Here is a 19,156-nt window from a genome sequence, read left to right as displayed (position 1 = left end):
CAAAGTGGAGCGTGTTTCTCTTCGGACATGACTGGGGCTCCGGCAATTGCAACGGGGTCTTGATCGGGTATTCGGGGCTGCCGTAGGCGTAGCAGGAGGTGGTGACTTGCAGTTCTTCGCAGGGCATGAAGTGCACGGTGAGGCCGCAGACTTTTTGACCGGTGTAGTCAGGGACTGGTACGACTTTGCTGTGTTGGCGTTTTTGAGCTCGAATATTATTTCTCCAAGCCAAATACTTCGTCTCATCTGCAAACCCAGGAAATCCCTCTGAACTACCGATCCCAGTTTCCCATTCGACAAGTACTGTCATCCCCGGCTGCCAACGTGCCGGCGCGATATAGCAACAGCCGCCTCCGCCCCCCTGAAAAGGCCCGATAATGTCGATCCCCGAACGGCCGTCGACACTGAAATGATTGATCGCCCAGTGGGTATGATTGATTGCGTCGAGGGTGCTGGCTTGAGCAGGTTGTGCGAGCAGGCTACCGAGCAAAGCGCTGAAGACGACCCGTTCGCGCCATAAGCTGGGCTTGCTCCCGGGTTCGCAGCCCTGTGTCGTGCCCCGACAAACAGGTTCAGACCGACGCATTCTTCACCTCGTCAGCCTGGGCATAAAACGCTTCCCACAACGCGTCGATGTCTTGCATGGCCTGGGCCAGGCGCTCGGCATCCGACACCACAGGTTGCGCGGCACCGGCAGGCTCAGCATTTGGAGTGGTGCGCGCCAGCACTTCACCGCTCTCGCCATACAGCGCCAGGTCGCGACGGCCGGCCTCGCCGAAAAACACCATGCGTTCGCCGAAGTAGCTGCCAAACCACTCACGTCCCCGGCTGTACATAAACCAGGCGCGGGAGTCGTGGACCTGATCGTCGAACAGTGCGCGCAATACTGCTCCGCCCCGCCGCCTTCATGCGTACGCGTTCGATCCCAGGCTCCGGCGGCATATTCGGTTCTCGGCTCAGAGACTCGCGAGCCCGCTGTTGCTTGCGACGTTCCACGGTCTCTGTCTGCAAATGGCCCTCTACCGGAAACGCTAGCGGGTACCAAAACGAAGCGTGTTTTACTTCGGACATGATTGGGGCTCCGGCAATTGCAACGGCATCTTGATCGGGTATTCAGGGCTGCCGTAGGCGTAGCAGGAGGTGGTGACTTGCAGTTCTTCGCAGGGCATGAAGTGCACGGTGAGGCCGCAGACTTTTTGACCGGTGTAGTCAGGGACTGGTACGACTTTGCTGTGTTGGCGTTTTTGAGCTCGAATATTATTTCTCCAAGCCAAATACTTCGTCTCATCTGCAAACCCAGGAAATCCCTCTGAACTACCGATCCCAGTTTCCCATTCGACAAGTACTGTCATCCCCGGCTGCCAACGTGCCGGCGCGATATAGCAACAGCCGCCTCCGCCCCCCTGAAAAGGCCCGATAATGTCGATCCCCGAACGGCCGTCGACACTGAAATGATTGATCGCCCAGTGGGTATGATTGATTGCGTCGAGGGTGCTGGCTTGAGCAGGTTGTGCGAGCAGGCTACTGACCAAAGCGCCAATGACGACCCATTCGCGCCATGGGCTGGGCTTGATCCCGGGTTCGCAGCCCTGTACCTCGCCGCGAAAAACAGGTTCAGACCGATGCATTTTTCACCTCGTCAGCCTGGGCATAAAACGCTTCCCACAACGCATCGATGTCTCGCATGGCCTGGGCTAGGCGCTCGGCATCCAACACCACAGGTTGCACGGCCCCGGCAGGCTCAGCATTCGGGGTGGTGCGCGCCAGCACTGCGCCGTTCTCGCCATACAGCGCCAGGTCGCGCCGGCCGGCCTCGCCGAAAAACACCATGCGTTCGCCGAAGTAACTGCCGAACCACTCACGTCTCAGTGTGTACATAAACCAGGCGCGGGAGTCGTGGACCTGATCGTCGAACAGTGCGCGCAATAGCCCTTCGGGCTGCGAGGCGTTGCGGCTTTCGTCGACATTGCCGCGCCGGGTTTCATTTTGATGATTGATTTCGCGCAACGGCGGTGGGAATAGTCGACCGACCCTAGCCTGTCCATCCACTTTCATTCGCTGTCGCTCGCGCTGCACCTCGGCGGTCAATTTCTGATAAAGAATCGACGATGCGCTGCCCATCGGTCCCGCGAGCTTCAAGGCCTGTGGAAAGCGATCGGGGCCGCGATAGGCCTCGCCGAACTCCTCGGCCGCTTCGCGCAACTGGGTTTGCGCCATGTCGGCGTCGAAATCCTTGACCCCGGGCTCCAACGGCATGCTCGGCTGGCGGCTCAGTGACTCGCGAGCCCGCTGCTGCTTGCGACGTTTTACGACCTCTGCCTGTTTCTGGTCGCGCTTGGCTTCGGCGCGCGCTCGGTCACCTTTGTCTGCTTCGATGTCGCTCGCATGAAGGTAGAACGGGGTGTGCTTGAGGCTGGCGAAGGCGTAGCGGTCGATGCGCCAGGCGGTGATCCAGCTCATCTGCTCGCGTAGGACCTGTTCCAGGTAAGTGGTGGCGGGAATTGGCTGGTAATGGTCAACCTGTTCAGCGGGCAGCGGTTGTTGGGTTGGAGGCAAGTCCAGGGTTAGCTGACGCCAGGCATTGAAGCGGGTTACCAGGGTCGATGCGACACCAAACTCTTCCAGCGTCTCTGGTTCCAACGCTCGCCAGAGCTCAACACGTAACTCGACTGGCAAGGTATCCCTTGGCACTTTCAAGGGGGCGCCATGAGCATACGCATCTGAGTACAGATCGTTCAGGGCGATCTGCGATAACAGTAAACGGTCATCATCGCCGATAGCCTTACCCTGATCTCCAGGCGGATACCCCCCACCCTGATCCGAGTGCACACCGGGATAAATCACCTCCACACTATTCGCCGGGTAACCACCCTTCTCACGGCGAATGGACTCCAACGGAAAACTCAACCGTTGCTCGTGACTGGCAACGATGTGCAGGCAACGCTTGACCAGACCGCTGGCGGGCAGTTCTTGATTGCCATCAGCCCAACTCATATGGCCGTTGGCTACTGGCACAATATCAGCGAGACCGACCGAGGCCACGGTGTCCAGCAGCCCCAGGTACTCGACGCTGATGGGCAGCCGCAAATCGGACAGTCGCAACGCCAGCACCGGCTCAGACCGGGTCAACAGCTGGTTCAACCAGCTGACAAAGGCCCGCGCCGCCGCCGCGCCACGGGAAAACCCATACACGTACAACTTGATTCCCAGCAGTTTGACCTGGCCGGGTTGCGGTTGGGTCAAGGCGATGCGCAGCGGCTTCTCTAGGGCCCAAAGCTGTCTGTTGAGTTCGCGGCTGCGGGCGGCATAACCGTCCATCGACTCCAGACCCGGCCAGGTTCCCATGGCCTTGACTGCCGCGAGCTGGGCCGTGTTGTCCAGCCTTGGCAGTCCCAGTGTGCGGCGCAGGGCATCGAGGATCATCAACAGCCCCCAGTTGATCCGCTCCTCGCCATACCAGGCACCCCCCAGCCCCAGAAGGCTGTAGTCCAGATCGCCAACTTCGGTGAACGGCGTGCCCACACCGGGCATGTAGTACTTGAAGTACTGGCCGTTGCCGGTGCCCGCCGCATCAGTCAAACCCTTGGCCTTGGGGCTGTGGGCGGTGCCGCCGGCATGACCGTCGCCAATGCTGGCGCGGAACATCCGGGCGATATTGGTCGGGTGCCGGGGATTCGACAGGTAGAGGTCGTTGTTGAGGTTATTGCCGGTGCCGTCGAAAAACAGACTGATGTGCAACGTCTTGCAGCAAGGCGGCATAAGCCGGCGCCCGGCCGCCACGCACAAGGCATCGTGGTACTCCGACTCCAGCTGACACTGGCGCTGATTATTTTGATAGACCTGCGCAGCGCTACGAGGCAAACGGCCCTCGACCGGAAACGCTGGCGGGTACCACATAGAAGCGTGTTTCACTTCGGACATGACTGGGGCTCCGGCAATTGCAGTGGGGTCTTGATCGGGTAAGAGAGCTTGGGCGGCGGGGGTACAGGCTGAAACGGGCGTCCTTGTTGAGCATCTGCTCGGCGCTGAGGTCCTGCTCGCTGCAGGTGAATTCGATGCGGTAGCTGAAGGGTTGGCTGAGGTGTTCTTCGCCTTCGAAGGCCAGGACGTCGAACTTGGCGTTGAATCGGTGGATCGTGAATTTATGGCGGTGGTGATCGAAAAAAATATGTGATTGGGTACTCATGGTCAGTCCATCCTGGTCTGCGGGGGGAACGTGCAGGAAGGGTTTGGCGTTCACCCGGGTCCTGATGGGTGAAAGCTTTGGTGAATTTGAAGGAGGCTGAAAATAGGACGTTTCTGAGAATGGCGTAGGGTTTTTCCGTATTGGAATACCGGGTTAACCGTGTCAGATAACCCTGTAGGAGCGAGCATGCTCGCGATGGTCGTGAACGATAACGCGTAAAATCAGATGCCCCGCGGCGCCCTCGAGTTTTTCGCGAGCATGCTCGCTCCTACAGAGGGTTAGCACTATTGCGGTGGATCGATGTTGTCCAGCGCCCGATTCACCAATAACTCCCCCACCACTGCCAATTGCTGCATCGACAGCGCCACATTGCGCTTGGAGCTTTCCAGCTCACAGGCCAGATCGGTGATAAGGACGTTCAGGGAGGCGAGGGTTTCGCAGGCGTGGCAAAGCAAGGTTGCGGTGTCGACGCCGGGGACGATGGTGAAGATATGGCTGACCGGATCGGTTTGACTGGGGTTACGCAGACGAGCGCTGATGGCGGGTTCGGTGATGTCGGAGAGTGGAGCGGGATCGAGGGGATCTGAATCGTTAGAGGATTCAGAGGGATTCGGACTAACTTTTTTTTTCATATGTGAAGTTCCTTTTTTAAGTTCAGGGAACTACCCATCTCACTTCCACATGAGGGTGGCAGCTGTACGCAGGTGTGGAAGACCGGGGAAAAAGAAGAAAACCCGATGCACTCGGAAGTGCCCCGCGCACAGCCGCCATAACGGGGCAGTGTTGGCATAAAACAAACCGACATGCGCCCTATGGACACTGCTTCCTTCTTTTAAGAACCCGGACTTCCACATCCGCCCGCTGACTTTGCAGCGGCCGGAGAAGGTTATCGGCGCACTCCCCTGCGCACCAGTTCACCAATGCCGCTACGTTTCGCAGGAAATTTCCGAAGCAGATGAAGGTCCTTGCCTACGCAGCCCTGGGCGGTGACGGTGGGTTATCGCTACCAGTGGTAAGCTGTTTCAGTAGCAGGCTGACTCAATCATCCGGCATTTCCGGTGGCTTGGCCGGTTTTGCCGGTTTGCCGTTTTTTGCTGCTTTGGCGGCCCCTTTGGGCGGTGGTGTTTCGGCAACCGGAGGTAGCGTTGGCGCTGCGGCTTCCTTCTCAGTCGCCGGCAAGGCATCGACGGTGGCGAAGATTTTCTTCAGGTCGACCGACTTGGATTCCTCTCCCGAGCTTTCGAGTTTCTTCTCGCCGTCCTTGCCCACCAGGATCACTTTGGGTAACGCGCCGGCACCCAGTTTCAGCGCGCGGATCAAGGCCATGGTGTCCTGTTGGCCCAGATCCTTGCCGTCCAGTTGGCCAGACATGTTCAGCACGCTGTACACCCTGATGTTGCGCTCGGCGACACCCTGCTTGTTGGCGGGATCTTCCAGGGACTTTTTCAGGTTGACCCAGACGGGGTCAACGGTGCTCGGTGCAATCACGATCAGTGGCCGGGCCCTGCCCTTGTCGATATCCAGAGGTGAATCGCCATCGGCGGCGAACAAGGGTCCGGCGATCGCCAGCAAGGTAGCCAGGGTCAGTGACCTGATGAGCATGCGCATCTCCTTTTGATATCCACGCTCTAATGATTGCGCATCGCGGCGTTCGTTCCGGTGACGCTTGGCAAATGTGTTTCGCCTTGCTCCAAGCTTAGGTCAGGGCGGTCATTGCGCAACAGGCTGGGCTAATCTGAAAACATAATCCGACTCGTCGTGAGGGGCCCTGCATGAGTGCTCAGTTGAACCACACCATTGTCTGGTGCCGCGACAAACACAGGTCGGCACATTTTCTGGTCGAACTCCTCGGCCTGCCGCCTGCGGAACCCTTCGGGCCGATGCTGATCGTCAGGCTCGACAACCAGGTGTCGCTGGACTTCTACGACAACGACCCGCCGATTGCCTCGCAGCATTACGCGTTCCTGCTCGGCGACGACGATTTCGACCGGGCCTTCACCCGCCTGCAGGCAAACGGGCAGCCGTGGTGGGCCGATCCGGGCAAGCTGCGACCCAGGGAAATCAATAAGCATGGCGGAGGACGGCGAGTGTATTTCGACGACCCGGACGGGCATCTGCTGGAGATATTCACCCGCGAATGACGCCATTTCTCCATCAGCAACTCACCCCTGCATCAGGAGGGCGCCTGCCGGAACCCGTTTTCGCATCTTCTTGCAGCTGCCGGAGGGGGGCTGATGCCCGGCCGGGCGATCAGGAAACCAGATGCGGCATTGACCCGGCGGCGGCCAGTGGCCGCGGGGAATCGTTACCTCATCGTTCACGGGCTCTGGCTCGACCGAAGCCACCTTAAATTGTCCTTCGGGCTGAGGCCTGGCAGTCGCCGCAGAATCCGCTACGCGAGCGAAGTTGCCAGCGTCCGGAGTGGCTTGTTCAGCAGCCGCCATTTCTGCTTCGCGGCGACTTCGGGCTTCCTCTTCGCGAGCCTTCTGTACTGCAATCAGATTCTCTTGGGCATTGGGTGGGGTACCCGAAGCCTGGGCCTGCTGCGCCGCCTGGATCAATTGGAAGTTGCGGTTGCGCAACTCGACGTTGCGCCCAACCCGCATGTTCGAGCGCGCCGCTAACATTTCAGCCTGCTGATACTGCCCCTGCTGAAGACGCAGCACACCGAGGTAATGCAGGGTCGCGGGATTGTTCGGCTGGATATGCAGGGCACGCTCCAGCGTGGCAGCGGCCTGGTCCAACTGGCCATTTTCATACTGGCGCGAGGCGGTCTCGATCAGGGTGGTGGATGCGCTGTTGCTTTGCGCGGGCGCGCTTCGCTCGGCAGCCACCGAGTACAGCGACGCGACGGCGCAGCACGCCAGGATGAGGTTCGGCAGAAAACGCTTGGTTGGCATCAGGGGCAGACTCGGCTGATCTCGGACGGCAACTGCCATGAAAGCAGGCCACCAGCGCTGCTCGGAATCTCCGATGCAGGGCTCCTACTGACCCGGCCAGGACCCTGAAGTTCCCGTTCCATAGGTCACTTCAGACAGCGGTCGACCTGTGCCCGTCGATCAGCCAGGTCCAGGGTTCAGAACGCCAGTTTGTAGCCGATCAATACCAGCATCGTCGCCAGGCAAGGGCGCAACCATTCATCGGAGATGCGCCCGGTCAGGTGGCTGCCAAGGTAAATCCCCGGCAACGAACCAACCAGCAAATAGCCGAGCACCTGCCAGTCCATATTGCCCATGCTCGCATGGCCAAGGCCGGCGACCAGGGTCAGGGGCACTGCGTGGGCGATTTCCGTGCCTACCAGACGGCGGGTCGGCAGCAACGGATAGAGGATAAACAACGCCACGGTGCCCAAGGCACCCGCGCCGATGGAGGTCAACGCGACCATGGTGCCCAGGACCAGGCCGGTGATCACGGTCAGGACATTCAGACGCGCACCGCTGGGATTGTAGTTGCCGCCCGCGCGCTTGTGGGCGAAATCGAGCAGGCGTTTCTTGAACAGGATCGCCAGCGCCGTGGCGAACAGGACAAAGCCCAATGCCTGTTTAATGATCGCGTTCATCGCGTCGGGTGCTTCGGTCAGACTGCTCAGGAACCACAACGTCAACGCCACCGCCGGCACGCTGCCGAGGGTCAACCAACCGGTAATCGACCAGTCGATATTGTTGTTCTTCCTGTGGACCAGGACCCCACTGGATTTGGTAATGGCCGCGTACAGCAAATCGGTGCCGACCGCGGTTGCCGGGTTGATACCGAACCACAGCAGGATGGGCGTCATCAACGACCCGCCACCGACGCCAGTCATGCCGACGATAAAGCCGACCACCAGCCCGGCCACGACCAACCCGATATTCACTAAATCCATTGATACGTCCACTAAACCGCAGGGAAAAACTGGCCCGCAGCATAGCGACATTTCTTATAACCAGTTATATCGATACGATCTATCTTTATATCCTGATCGCATCCCGCCCCTATCGGAACAATGTCACTGCACTGGCAGGAAATTCAGGAACAGCAGGCTCTGGGCATAATTCAAGCCGATCCGCCGGTAGCGTTCGTCGAGCATCTGGGTCAGCAGGTCCAGCCGCGCGACGATCTTGCCGAACTCCACGGCAAAACTCAGGTTGCTGCCCTCCTCCGAGATTTCATTGGAGAACAACATGGGCTGGCCGTCCTTGTTCTGCCGCTGGCTCAGGATCCAGGTGGCGATTTCGATGTTGCGCGCGGCATTGCTGACGAACGTCGGGTTGATCGCGTCCGTCATGTAGAACTCCAGGCGATTGCCGTGGGCGGTGACCAGCATGCTGCCGATGGCATAGATGAACGCACCGACCCGATCACCGAGAAACTCCGGGCTCATGGCAAACCGCAGCGCCGCCAGATCTTTCTTGCCCCCCAGTGTGGGCAACGGCTGCTGCTGTTCAATGGCCATGCGCACCTGTTTACCCGCGGCACGGGCATCCAGGAAGCCGGATTTTTTCAACTCGTCGGGGTTGCGCAGGTACAGCTTGCTCATCAGCAGGTAAAGGCTGTCGAGGTTGTCACGCATGGCCAGCGTCGCCATGCGGTCGACGCTGGTTTGCAGGAACTCCTGGGGTTTGCCTTCGCGTATCTGGGTGAACAGGTCGTTGCCTTGCTGATGGCTGCAACCGCTGACCAGCAACAGCGACAGGCCGGCCAGCAGCAGGCGATGGCGACGGATTGAGCGATTGATGTGGGGTGAAACTCGAGCCATGGATGTTGAACTTGGGCATGGGCCGACGGTGGGGATCGCCGTCGGCTGGCAATGGATAGAGCCGCAAGTTGCGCAAAAGTGCGGTGGCGAGCGTCGCCAATCGATCACCGGCACCTGTAGGAGCGAGCCTGCTCGCGATGAACCTGAGAGCGCCGCGGGGTGTCAGGTTTCCCACGTCATCGTTGACGTCCATCGCGAGCAGGCTCGCTCCTACAGTGGATCGGCGACATCCGGATGGAACCCGAGGGACTATCCTGATGCCAACCGCAATAATGACCACAAGGAACCAAGCATGCGCACCCAGCAACTGGCCGGCACCCAGGTACCCGTCATCGGCCAAGGCACCTGGCAAATGGGCGAGGACCCCACCCGCCATCAAGAGGAAGTTGCCGCGCTGCGCCTGGGCATCGAACTGGGCATGACCCTGATCGACACCGCTGAAATGTACGGCGAAGGCGGCGCCGAGCTCGTGGTGGGTGACGCCATCGCCGGCCAGCGCGACCGGGTCTTCCTCGTCAGCAAGGTCTACCCGCACAACGCCAGCCGCCAGGGCATCCCCCAGGCGTGCGAGCGCAGCCTGCGACGGTTGAAGACCGATGCGATCGATCTGTACCTGTTGCATTGGCGTGGCCAGTATCCCCTGGAAGAAACGGTGGAGGCCTTCGAACGCCTGCGTGAAGCCGGCAAGATAGGCCGTTGGGGCGTGTCCAATCTTGATCTCGACGACCTGCAGGAACTGAACGCAACGGCCTGCGCCACCAATCAAGTGCTCTACAACCTGGAGGAACGCGGCATAGAATTTGACCTCTTGCCCTGGTGCAAGGAGCAGAGGATGCCGGTCATGGCCTACTGCCCGATCGGCCAGGCAGGGAACATGTTGGCCAATGCTACGCTCAAACAAGTAGCTGCCCGCCACGACGCCACGCCTGCCCAGGTCTCGCTGGCATGGCTGCTGCGCCAGGACGGCGTGATTGCCATCCCCAAGGCCGTCCGTCCCGAACACGTGCAACTCAATGCGCAAGCGGCGCAATTGAAGCTGGAGGCTGGGGATCTGGAGGCGCTGGACCAAGCGTTTCAGGCGCCCACACGCAAGCAGCGGTTGGCCATGGTCTAAGCCATCGCGGTGACAGAGGGCTTCGACATGAGAAGCACCGATCAACCGGACGTCTTTAACCTGCAACGATTTGTCCAGGCGCAAAGCCCGGTGTTCGACCGGGTTCAGGCCGAACTGGACGCCGGCCACAAGCGCAGTCATTGGATGTGGTTCATTTTTCCGCAATTTGCCGGGCTGGGTGACAGCGACATGTCGCGCCGCTTCGCGATACGCTCCCGGCAAGAAGCACAGGCCTACCTCGAACACCCGCTGCTGGGTGCCCGGCTAAGGAGCTGTACACAGCAAGTGCTGAACATCCAGAAGAGCTCGGTGGCAGCGATTTTTGGCCACCCCGATGACCTGAAATTTCGCTCCTCGATGACCTTGTTCGCCCAGGTCGCGGCCGCCGACAGCCTCTTTCATCAAGCCTTGAACCAGTACTTTCACGGCATTGTGGATGACTGGACCTTGTCGCTGATGGACTCAAAACAAGCCCAGTTGCCCCCCCACCAGGGTTGAGAAATCGTCATCGACAAACGGCAGGATGGCGTCCGCCACCGGTTGCAGTTGCCGGGTGATGTAGTGGTCGTAGTCGATGGGCGCACTGCGGATTTCCAGCGGCTCGGGGCCGGCATTGGTAATCACGTAGCTGATCCAGCCGCCATTCTGGTACTGCCGCGGGCGGCCCTGGCGATCGTTGTAATCGTCGGCAATGCGCGCCGCCCGTACATGGGGCGGGACGTTGCGCTGGTAGTCGTCAAGTGTGCGGCGCAGGCGCTTGCGGTAAATCAGGCGGTCGTCGAACTCACCGGCCAGGGTCTTGCGCACGTACTCACGCACATAGTCCTGATAGGGTTTGCGGTGGAAGATCAGCGAATACAGCTCCTGCTGGAACTGCCGGGCCAGCAGCGACCAGTCGGTGCGCACGGTTTCCAGGCCCTTGTAGACCATTTCGTCGCTGCCGTCGGCGCGCGTGACCAATCCCGCGTAACGCTTCTTGCTGCCCTCCTCAGCGCCGCGAATGGTCGGCATCAGGAAGCGTTTGTAGTGGGTTTCGAATTGCAGCTCCAGCACGCTCTCCAGGCCGTACTCCTGGCGTACATGCTCGCGCCACCACTGGTTGACGTGATCGACCAGCGCGCGGCCGATCTGCGCGGCTTCCTGCTGGCCGTGGGCACGCCGCAGCCAGACGAAGGTCGAGTCGGTGTCGCCGTAGATCACCGTGTGGCCCTGGGCTTCGATCAGCTGACGGGTGCGCAGCATGATCTCGTGGCCACGCAAGGTAATCGATGACGCCAGGCGCGTATCGAAGAAGCGACAACCACTGGAACCGAGCACGCCGTAGAACGCGTTCATGATGATCTTCAGCGCCTGGGACAGCGGCGCGTTGTGCTCGCGCTTGGCGGTTTCCCGGCCTTCGGCGACTCGGGCGACGATGGCGGGCAGGCAGTGCCGGGTGCGGGAAAACCGCGCTCCGCGAAAACCCGGCACCGAATCCTGATCATCGGGGTGCTTGAGCCCTTCGATCAGGCCCACCGGGTCAATGAGGAAGGTGCGGATGATCGACGGGTAGAGGCTTTTGTAGTCGAACACCAGCACCGACTCGTACAGCCCCGGTTGCGAGTCCATGACAAAACCGCCGGGGCTGGCTTGCGCCGGTTTGCTGCCAAGGTTGGGCGCGACGAAGCCCTGGCGGTGCATCAGCGGCATGTAGAGGTGGGTGAACGCCGCCACCGAGCCGCCCATGCGATCGGCCGGCAAGCCGGTGACACTGGCCCGCTCCAGCAGGAACTTGAGCAGCTCGGTCTTGGCGAAGATCCGCGTGACCAGCTCGCAGTCCTTCAGGTTGTACTTGGCCAGCGCCGGTTTGTCCTCGGCGAACATGCGGTTGATTTCATCCATGCGCTGGTACGGGTTATCAATCGACTTGCCTTCGCCCAGCAGGGTTTGCGCGACGCTTTCCAGGCTGAACGAGGGGAAGCTCCAGGTCGCCGAGCGCAAGGATTCGATGCCGTCGATGATCAGCCGGCCGGCGGCGGATGCAAAGTAATGGTTGCCGCTGCCGTGTTCGCGCCATTGCATTTCCTCGCCGCCACGCCCCAGCTTCAGCGGCACGGCCAGACGCCGGGCGTGTTCATGCAGGACCCGCAGGTCGAACTGCACGACGTTCCAGCCGATAATCGCGTCGGGGTCGTGGCGGGCGAACCATTCATTGAGTTTTTTCAGCAGCAGGGTGCGCGACTCGCAGTATTCGAGCTGGAAATCCACCACGCTGTGGTCGCCATTGGGCGGGCCGAGCATATAGACCTGACGCTCGCCGCAGCCTTCCAGGGCAATGGAATACAACTCGGCCTGAGCGGTGGTTTCGATGTCCAGGGACACCAGTTTCAGGCTGGGTCGGTAGTCGGGGTCGGGTTTCATCTGCGCATCCAGCAGCAGGCCGTCGGCCCCCGGTGTGCCGCCAAAGCGTACTGGCGCGGTGATGAACCGTTCCATCATGTAGCGCTCCGGCGGGCGCACATCGGCCTCGTACACCTCGATGCCCGCCCTGCGCAGCACAGTTTCCAGGCGCATCAGTTGTCCATGCTGCCGGCAATACAGGCCGAGCACCGGACGATGTTCGAAGTCCTGCAGGGCCAGGGGCTTGAGCTCGACGTTTTTTTCGTCACGCAACAGCGCCTCGGCCTGCTCGCGCTGATCAGCCGGGATGAACGCCACCGACGGCTGATGAGGCAGGCGGATGCGCCGGGGACCGCTATCGGTCGCCAGCCAGAACTCGACTTCGGTGCCCGCCGGTGTGTCGCGCCAATGCCGGGTCAGGACGAAGCCCTGCGGTAAATCCACCACTGCAAACCTCGACGCTGATTCAGAGGGTGATTCTACCCGTCATCTACGGTGATAGCGCGTAGGTTTCTGGCGAACATCAACCCTGTGGGAGCGAGCCTGCTCGCGATAGCGGACTGACATTCACCCTTTATGTCGACTGACACGCGCCTTCGCGAGCAGGCTCGCTCCCACAGGTTTTTTTGCCGACCTGGAATATGGGGTTTACCGAAGAAAAACCGCCCAATGACGTTTTTTGTGTGCTATCTGCCGCTTTTGTCCTTGCCCTGAACGCTTGGGTCTAGGATTCTTCAAGGACAACGACAACACCCGGAAAACCGTCATGAAAACCGTCGCGCAACTGCTCAAGATGAAAGATCAGAAGAACCAGGAAGTGCACCAGATCAAACCTGATCACATGGTGCTCGAAGCGCTGATGAAGATGGCCGAAAAAAACGTCGGTGCCTTGCTGGTGGTGGACAATGACGAGGTGCTGGGCATCATCAGTGAACGCGACTACGCGCGCAAACTGGTGCTGCATGGCCGCTCCTCCGTTGGCACGCCGGTACGCGACATCATGGTATCGCCCGTCATCACCGTGGACACCCATCAAACCGTCGACACCTGCCTGGGCATCATGTCCGACAGACGCTTGCGCCACCTGCCGGTGGTGGAAAACGGCAAGTTGATCGGCTTGCTGTCGATCGGCGACCTGGTCAAGGAAGCCATCGCCGAGCAAGCCGAACTGATTCGCCAGCTGGAACAGTACATCCGCGGCGAATGATGCGAACCCTTTTGTAGGAGCGAGCTTGCTCCTACGAAGGCCAATGCCTGGCAAACACCGGCGCCAATATCGGATGCCGGTCAATCCGTTCCAGCCAGGCGAAAAAACCCGGCCGGGTTCGGCGCAAATGTTCGCGGCTGCCCGCCCACCGCGTGATCACCGCCGCCAGCACATCCAGCGCTCCGGGTGTTTCGTCACCTAGATACAACTCAGCGGAAAACTGGTCGGCAAACACCTCCCAACTCCAGTGAAGACGCTGCCGGGCACCGGCCATGAGGTTTTGCCGCGACGCTTCATCCGCACCGGCCAGCCAGCGCTCCGGGTAATCGATGATGCCAATGGCCGCATAACAATTGCTGACAACGAACACCAGGCCCCGAATGGCCTGATCACGGTCGGCAGGGTCAGCCGGCAACAGGTTCGACTTGGGAAACGTCAACCCGAGATGAATCAGGATCGCCGCGCTCTCGGTGAGGATGCCGCCGTCGGGCAGTTGCAGCGTCGGAATCTGCTTGAGCGGATTGAGCTTCTCCAGTGCCTGGGCGGCCTCCGGGGAGGTCTCGACATCGATGAAGCGATAGGCAATCTCACACAGCTCCAGTGCGGCCTCGATCGCTGCCGCGCCCGAGTTCTGATGTCCGTAGAGTTGATACATACACACCCCCTGGTTGGCCGCGATCAGCACCAGCTATCCAGTGTAGAAGGCGCCATCGACCACGGCTCGACCGTCCGACGACTGTAACATCACGCCCACGAACGCGAGCCACCCGTTTGTGGCGAGGGGATTTATCCCCGTTCGGCTGCGCAGCAGTCGCAATCCTTTTGCATGCGGTGTACCTGAGGAATGAGGTAGCAAGTTTTAGGGGCGCTGCGCACCCCAACGGGGATAAATCCCCTCACCACAGGGGGCCTTTTTCCAGGGCAGCTCAACGCGCCATGCAGCGCTGGTAACGCTCGTCGACCCGTTTGGCAAACCAGGCGGTGGTGAGTTTGCGGGTGATTTTCGGGCTTTGCAGCACGATCCCCGGCAGTACCGCACGCGGCAGGGCACGACCTTCGGCCTGTTCGGCCAAGGCGAAGACCCGCTGATAGAGCTCGCTGTCCTCGAACGCCAGGGTGTTGCCCTCCTCCAGTTGATCCCTGATCGTCGGATTGCGCAGGCCCAACTGTTTGCCCAGGGTGCGCACCGCCAGTTCGGTGCTGCCAGGCATGATCGAACCGTAGCGGACCAGGTCGCCATCCAGCGCCAGCGGGATGCCCGAGGCCCGGCTCACGGCATTCTGGAACGCGGCATTGCGACTGGCATACCAACCGGCATTGAAATCGGCGAAGCGATACAACGGCTGCTTGTAGCTCACCGGATAACCGAGCAGATGCGCGATGCCGAAGTACATACCGCCGCGACGGGTAAAGACTTCACGCCGTATCGAACCGTCCACCGGATACGGATAGTCTTTGGCCTGCTGTTCGGCAAAGTCGATGCTGACCTGCATCGGCCCGCCGGTGTGCACCGGGTTGAAGCCTGCGAACAGGGTCTTGCCCATGGGCACCATGCCGATGAAGTCATCGAAAATCGCGCTCAGTTCCTTTTCGCTGCGCGCCGCATTCAGCCGATCGCTGTAGGTTTTGCCGTTGGGCGAACTCACCCGCAGAGCACCGCTGACCAACAGTTCGGGGATGTGCACCTTGTCCGCACGGCGATCGATCTCGTCCCGGGCGATCTTGCCCAGCCCCGGCACGCCGGGATCCACCTGGAAGGTCGATTCCTGCTCGGTGACCGCCAGCACCGAACAGAGGTTTTGCGTGGTCGGTGCAATGTTTTGCGCGGCAAACGCGGCATAGATGTCCGTGGCCCAACCCTGGCGGTCGACGGTCTTGGCCGGCAGCAGGCGCACGATTTGCGCCTTGACCTCGGCGGGCTTGCGCGCCACGGGTTCCTGGGTTCGCTGACTGCTGCAACCGGCCAGTACCAGTAACGCGGTGATGCTCATGATCAATCGATGGGCTTGCATGTTTTTCCAGGGCGTCCGTTGAGCCGGGTTAACCATACGACCAATGGTATGGCGCAGGCTATGACCGTGACGCGAACCCGGCTGTTCCATTCAGCGGTCAGCCGGGCCGCTACGCAAGGCTGGACCATACTTGCTGCACACTGCAACAAGGACTGGCTTATGCACCGCAGCGATGTGTTGATCATCGGCGCCGGCCCGACCGGGCTGGTCCTGGCGCTATGGCTGAGCAAACTGGGGGTCCGCGTGCGGATCATCGACAAGGCCTCTGCACCGGGTACCACTTCACGGGCACTGGCGGTGCAGGCGCGCACGCTGGAGCTGTATCGCCAGCTGGACCTGGCCGACGCCATCGTGCGCGACGGTCATCGGGTCGCGGCCGCCAATTTCTGGGTAAAAGGCCAGCCCGTGGCCCGCCTGCCGTTGAGCCGCGTCGGCGAGGGCCTGACGCCCTACGCCTTCCTCGAAATCTTCCCGCAGGACGAACACGAACGGCTGCTGATCGACCGCCTGCACACCTTCGGCATCACGGTGGAGCGCAACACCGAACTGGAAGGTTTCGAGCAAACCGATGACGGCATCACCGCCACGCTGCGCCTGCCCGACGGCCAACAGGAAACCTGCCAGGCCTGCTACCTGGCCGGTTGCGACGGCGCCCGTTCGATCGTGCGCAAGACCCTGGACACCGGTTTTCCAGGCGGTACGTACCAGCAGATTTTCTACGTCGCCGACGTGCAAGCCAGCGGCCCGGCGTTCAATGGCGAACTGCATGTGGATCTTGATGAGGCGGATTTCCTCGCGGTATTCCCGCTGGCCGGCAGCGGTCGAGCGCGTTTGATCGGCACCGTGCGCGACGAGCGCGCCGAACAGGCGCAAACCCTGCGATTCGAAGACGTGAGCAGTCGTGCCATCGAGCATATGCAGGTCAAGGTCGAACAACTGAACTGGTTCTCGACCTACCGCGTGCATCATCGGGTGGCGGATCACTTTCGCAACGCACGGGCATTCCTGTTGGGCGACGCCGCCCATGTGCACAGCCCCGCAGGAGGCCAGGGCATGAATACCGGGATTGGCGACGCCATCAACCTGGCCTGGAAACTCGCGGCGGTACTGAGCGGCGGCGCCGAGGCGAAACTGCTCGACACCTATGAAACCGAACGCATCGCCTTCGCCCGCAAACTGGTGGCCACCACCGACCGGGTGTTCACGTTCGTCACCGCCGAAGGGCCCATGGCGGATTTGTTGCGCACGCGGCTGGCGCCCTTCCTGATTCCGAAAATGGCCTCGTTTGAAACCACCCGCGAGTTCCTGTTCCGCACGGTGTCGCAAATCACCCTGAACTATCGCGCCATGTCCTTGAGCACGGGCGTTGCCGGGCACGTGCATGGCGGCGACCGCCTGCCTTGGGCGCACGACGGTGAAGGGGACAATTTTGAATCGCTCAGATGCCCGACCTGGCAGGTGCATGTGTATGGCGACACCAGCGACGAGATGATCGCCTGGTGCCACGAGCACCATCTGCCGCTGCATGTGTTCGGCTGGCGCCCGGCATTCGAAGCGGCCGGCCTTGGGCGTAACGGTTTTTACCTGCTACGGCCGGATACGTATGTGGCGATTGCCGAAACCTGTTCGGACCCGAAGGTCATCGAACGGTATTTTCGCGACCACGGGATCCGGCCGTATTTTGGCGCTCCATGACTCGATACCCCCCTGTAGGAGCGAATCAAAGGGCCAGCGTACCGTCGATACAGGTCACCACCGCCCCGCCGATCCAGATTTCATCCCCCAGCTGTTCCACCTGGATGCGCCCGGCGCGGCCCATGGTCAGGCCCTGGCTGACCACGTAGCGGGCCGGCGCCAGCCCTTCGCCGAGCAGCCATTGGGCAATCCCGGCGTTGAGGCTGCCCGTGGCCGGATCTTCAGGCATACCGTCACCGGAAATGAATGCCCGGACTTCGAACTGCGCGTCATCGCCATCGCGTTCCGGATGCCACGGCGCGATGACACCCACGGCGAGGCCGAGCATGTGCGAATGATCCGGTTGCAAGTCCAGCACTTGCTGGCGATCCCCGATCATCACCGCCAACCAGCCCGCACCGTTATCGACCCACTGTGCGCGGACAATCGCCTGCGGTTCCAGCCCCAGGCCCAAGCGCACACGCGTCATCAGACTGTCATCCACCGGCCCGGTCTTGAGCAGTGGCGGAGCGAGAAACGCCAGTTCCGCGCCCTGCCGACGGACCCGCACCAGGCCGACACCGCACTCCTGAATGATCTCTTCCCCCTTGGGCACACCACCGGCTTCAAGCCAGGCATGGCAAGTGCCCAACGTCGGATGCCCGGCGAACGGCAACTCCTTGAGGGTCGTGAAGATTCGCACCCGATAATCAGCACGGGGATCCTGTGGCTCCAGAATGAACGTGGTTTCGCTGAGATTGGTCCAGGTCGCGAACGCCGCCATGCGCTCATCGCTCAGCTTGTCAGCGCTAAACACCACCGCCAGCGGATTGCCTTTGAGCGGCACGTGACTGAAGACATCGACTTGCTTGAAATTGAATGAATGCATGGCCGTCCCTGGTCCTGATCAGATCGAATCGTTTGGCTTGGGAATTTCCAGCCCGCGCTTGACCGCCGGCCGCGCCAGAAAACGCTCCAGCACGCGTGTGACGTTCGGGAAATTGTCGATGCCGACCAGATCGCCGGCTTCATAGAAACCGATCAGGTTGCGCACCCACGGGAAGGTCGCGATATCGGCGATGGTATAGCGCTCGCCCATGATCCAGTCGCGCCCTTGCAGGCGTGCATCGAGGACGCTGAGCAGGCGTCGGCTCTCCTCGACGTAGCGGTCACGCGGACGCTTGTCTTCGTAGTCCTTGCCGGCGAATTTATTGAAGAAACCCAACTGACCGAACATCGGGCCGACGCCACCCATCTGAAACATCAGCCACTGAATGGTCTCGTAACGCGCTGCCGTTTCCTGGGCCAGCAATTGCCCGCTCTTGTCGGCGAGGTAGATCAGGATCGCCCCGGACTCGAACAGCGGCAACGGCTGGTCGTCCGGACCGTGGGGGTCGAGAATGGCCGGGATCTTGTTGTTGGGGTTCAGCGACAGGAACTCGGGCGACATCTGATCAAAGGTGTCGAAGCCGACGCGATGGGGCTCATAGGGTAGGCCGATCTCTTCAAGCATGATCGAAACCTTGACGCCGTTGGGGGTCGGCAAGGAGTACAGCTGAATCCACTCCGGGTACCGGGCCGGCCATTTGCGGGTGATGGGGAACGCAGACAAATCGGTCATGGAGCCTCCACGAGAAATTGAGAATGCCGATCATAATGGAGATGACCCGGGCTGCGGTGCGTGGCGCCATGAATAATGCTGATGGTCGAGATCAAGCAAGATCACTGCGCCTGCCTGCCGGCTCGTGTAGGGTGTCCATAATTTCGCAACATCCTGTCGATAACCTTTGCTCCAACCCGTTCAAGGTTATCGGTAAAGTGCTGCGCGCTCGGCCGAAATCGAACCAAA

The 19,156-nt window shown here is 60.8% G+C and carries 19 protein-coding genes and 1 pseudogene; 5 read left to right on the top strand and 15 right to left on the bottom strand.

The features are described 5' to 3' along the window. Positions 1 to 19: 19 nt before the first annotated feature. The 7 genes and pseudogenes from tli1a (ACA058_RS09360) to ACA058_RS09330 all read right to left on the bottom strand — a co-directional run. Positions 20 to 586: pseudogene (gene tli1a, locus ACA058_RS09360) on the bottom strand (Tli1a family immunity protein); the annotation flags it as partial. Then, complete coding sequence (locus ACA058_RS09355; RefSeq protein ID WP_497638815.1) at positions 573 to 884, bottom strand: T6SS phospholipase effector Tle1-like catalytic domain-containing protein; 312 nt, start codon at positions 882 to 884, stop codon at positions 573 to 575. The gene ACA058_RS09355 and the pseudogene tli1a (ACA058_RS09360), both read right to left, overlap by 14 nt. A gap of 174 nt (positions 885 to 1,058) precedes the next feature. Beyond that, on the bottom strand, positions 1,059 to 1,628 hold the full coding sequence (tli1a, locus tag ACA058_RS09350) for a Tli1a family immunity protein (RefSeq protein ID WP_497638814.1): 570 nt from the start codon (positions 1,626 to 1,628) through the stop codon (positions 1,059 to 1,061). Further along, a complete protein-coding gene (locus tag ACA058_RS09345; RefSeq protein WP_497638813.1) occupies positions 1,615 to 3,921 on the bottom strand; it encodes a T6SS phospholipase effector Tle1-like catalytic domain-containing protein in 2,307 nt (768 codons plus the stop codon). The genes tli1a (ACA058_RS09350) and ACA058_RS09345 overlap by 14 nt, the downstream gene beginning before the upstream one ends. Continuing rightward, a complete protein-coding gene (locus ACA058_RS09340) occupies positions 3,851 to 4,186 on the bottom strand; it encodes a hypothetical protein (RefSeq protein WP_497638812.1) in 336 nt (111 codons plus the stop codon). The genes ACA058_RS09345 and ACA058_RS09340 overlap by 71 nt, the downstream gene beginning before the upstream one ends. Before the next feature lie 284 nt (positions 4,187 to 4,470). Then, positions 4,471 to 4,818, bottom strand: a complete 348-nt coding sequence (locus ACA058_RS09335; protein WP_497638811.1) for a DUF6124 family protein — start codon at positions 4,816 to 4,818, stop codon at positions 4,471 to 4,473. Positions 4,819 to 5,224: 406 nt separating this feature from the next. Beyond that, on the bottom strand, positions 5,225 to 5,788 hold the full coding sequence (locus tag ACA058_RS09330; protein WP_497638810.1) for a DUF4174 domain-containing protein: 564 nt from the start codon (positions 5,786 to 5,788) through the stop codon (positions 5,225 to 5,227). 170 nt (positions 5,789 to 5,958) lie between these two features. Here ACA058_RS09330 and ACA058_RS09325 point away from each other — a divergent pair, with 170 nt between their 5' ends. Continuing rightward, on the top strand, positions 5,959 to 6,327 hold the full coding sequence (locus ACA058_RS09325; protein WP_497638809.1) for a VOC family protein: 369 nt from the start codon (positions 5,959 to 5,961) through the stop codon (positions 6,325 to 6,327). 21 nt (positions 6,328 to 6,348) lie between these two features. Here ACA058_RS09325 and ACA058_RS09320 read toward each other — a convergent pair whose 3' ends face one another. The 3 genes from ACA058_RS09320 to ACA058_RS09310 form a co-directional block, all read right to left on the bottom strand. Continuing rightward, positions 6,349 to 7,086, bottom strand: coding sequence for a tetratricopeptide repeat protein (locus ACA058_RS09320; RefSeq protein WP_497639894.1), 738 nt, complete (start codon positions 7,084 to 7,086; stop codon positions 6,349 to 6,351). A 176-nt stretch (positions 7,087 to 7,262) separates the two neighbouring features. Further along, complete coding sequence (locus ACA058_RS09315; protein ID WP_497638808.1) at positions 7,263 to 8,048, bottom strand: sulfite exporter TauE/SafE family protein; 786 nt, start codon at positions 8,046 to 8,048, stop codon at positions 7,263 to 7,265. Positions 8,049 to 8,171: 123 nt separating this feature from the next. Continuing rightward, positions 8,172 to 8,921, bottom strand: coding sequence for a hypothetical protein (locus ACA058_RS09310; RefSeq protein WP_497638807.1), 750 nt, complete (start codon positions 8,919 to 8,921; stop codon positions 8,172 to 8,174). A gap of 292 nt (positions 8,922 to 9,213) precedes the next feature. On the opposite strand from ACA058_RS09310, the gene ACA058_RS09305 reads away from it, so the two are divergent. Together ACA058_RS09305 and ACA058_RS09300 are read left to right on the top strand one after the other, a co-directional pair. Beyond that, positions 9,214 to 10,035, top strand: coding sequence for an aldo/keto reductase (locus tag ACA058_RS09305; protein ID WP_497639893.1), 822 nt, complete (start codon positions 9,214 to 9,216; stop codon positions 10,033 to 10,035). 27 nt (positions 10,036 to 10,062) lie between these two features. Further along, a complete protein-coding gene (locus ACA058_RS09300; RefSeq protein ID WP_497638806.1) occupies positions 10,063 to 10,533 on the top strand; it encodes a DUF1810 domain-containing protein in 471 nt (156 codons plus the stop codon). Here the strand turns inward: ACA058_RS09300 and ACA058_RS09295 are convergent. Continuing rightward, a complete protein-coding gene (locus ACA058_RS09295) occupies positions 10,498 to 12,858 on the bottom strand; it encodes a DNA polymerase II (RefSeq protein WP_497638805.1) in 2,361 nt (786 codons plus the stop codon). The two genes, ACA058_RS09300 and ACA058_RS09295, sit on opposite strands and share 36 nt — an antisense overlap. A gap of 322 nt (positions 12,859 to 13,180) precedes the next feature. On the opposite strand from ACA058_RS09295, the gene ACA058_RS09290 reads away from it, so the two are divergent. Beyond that, entirely contained in the window at positions 13,181 to 13,621 is a 441-nt protein-coding gene (locus ACA058_RS09290) for a CBS domain-containing protein (RefSeq protein ID WP_401315370.1), read from the top strand. 31 nt (positions 13,622 to 13,652) lie between these two features. Here ACA058_RS09290 and ACA058_RS09285 read toward each other — a convergent pair whose 3' ends face one another. After that, positions 13,653 to 14,276 (bottom strand): glutathione S-transferase N-terminal domain-containing protein, encoded by a 624-nt coding sequence (locus tag ACA058_RS09285; RefSeq protein WP_497638804.1) that lies wholly within the window; start codon positions 14,274 to 14,276, stop codon positions 13,653 to 13,655. A 271-nt stretch (positions 14,277 to 14,547) separates the two neighbouring features. Next, entirely contained in the window at positions 14,548 to 15,633 is a 1,086-nt protein-coding gene (locus ACA058_RS09280; RefSeq protein ID WP_497638803.1) for a DUF1615 domain-containing protein, read from the bottom strand. Between the two features lie 159 nt (positions 15,634 to 15,792). On the opposite strand from ACA058_RS09280, the gene ACA058_RS09275 reads away from it, so the two are divergent. Next, positions 15,793 to 17,328, top strand: coding sequence for an FAD-dependent oxidoreductase (locus ACA058_RS09275; protein WP_497639892.1), 1,536 nt, complete (start codon positions 15,793 to 15,795; stop codon positions 17,326 to 17,328). A 25-nt stretch (positions 17,329 to 17,353) separates the two neighbouring features. Here ACA058_RS09275 and ACA058_RS09270 read toward each other — a convergent pair whose 3' ends face one another. Next, positions 17,354 to 18,196 (bottom strand): PhzF family phenazine biosynthesis protein, encoded by an 843-nt coding sequence (locus tag ACA058_RS09270; RefSeq protein WP_497638802.1) that lies wholly within the window; start codon positions 18,194 to 18,196, stop codon positions 17,354 to 17,356. A gap of 18 nt (positions 18,197 to 18,214) precedes the next feature. Beyond that, positions 18,215 to 18,928 carry a glutathione S-transferase family protein gene (locus tag ACA058_RS09265; protein ID WP_497638801.1) on the bottom strand — a complete coding sequence of 238 codons (714 nt, stop codon included), beginning with the start codon at positions 18,926 to 18,928 and terminating at the stop codon, positions 18,215 to 18,217. Positions 18,929 to 19,156 lie beyond the last annotated feature (228 nt).

The organism is Pseudomonas sp. LBUM1649, from assembly GCF_059716155.1.
Note: the sequence above shows the minus strand (reverse complement) of the source record. Positions and strands in the feature narration are given on the sequence as shown.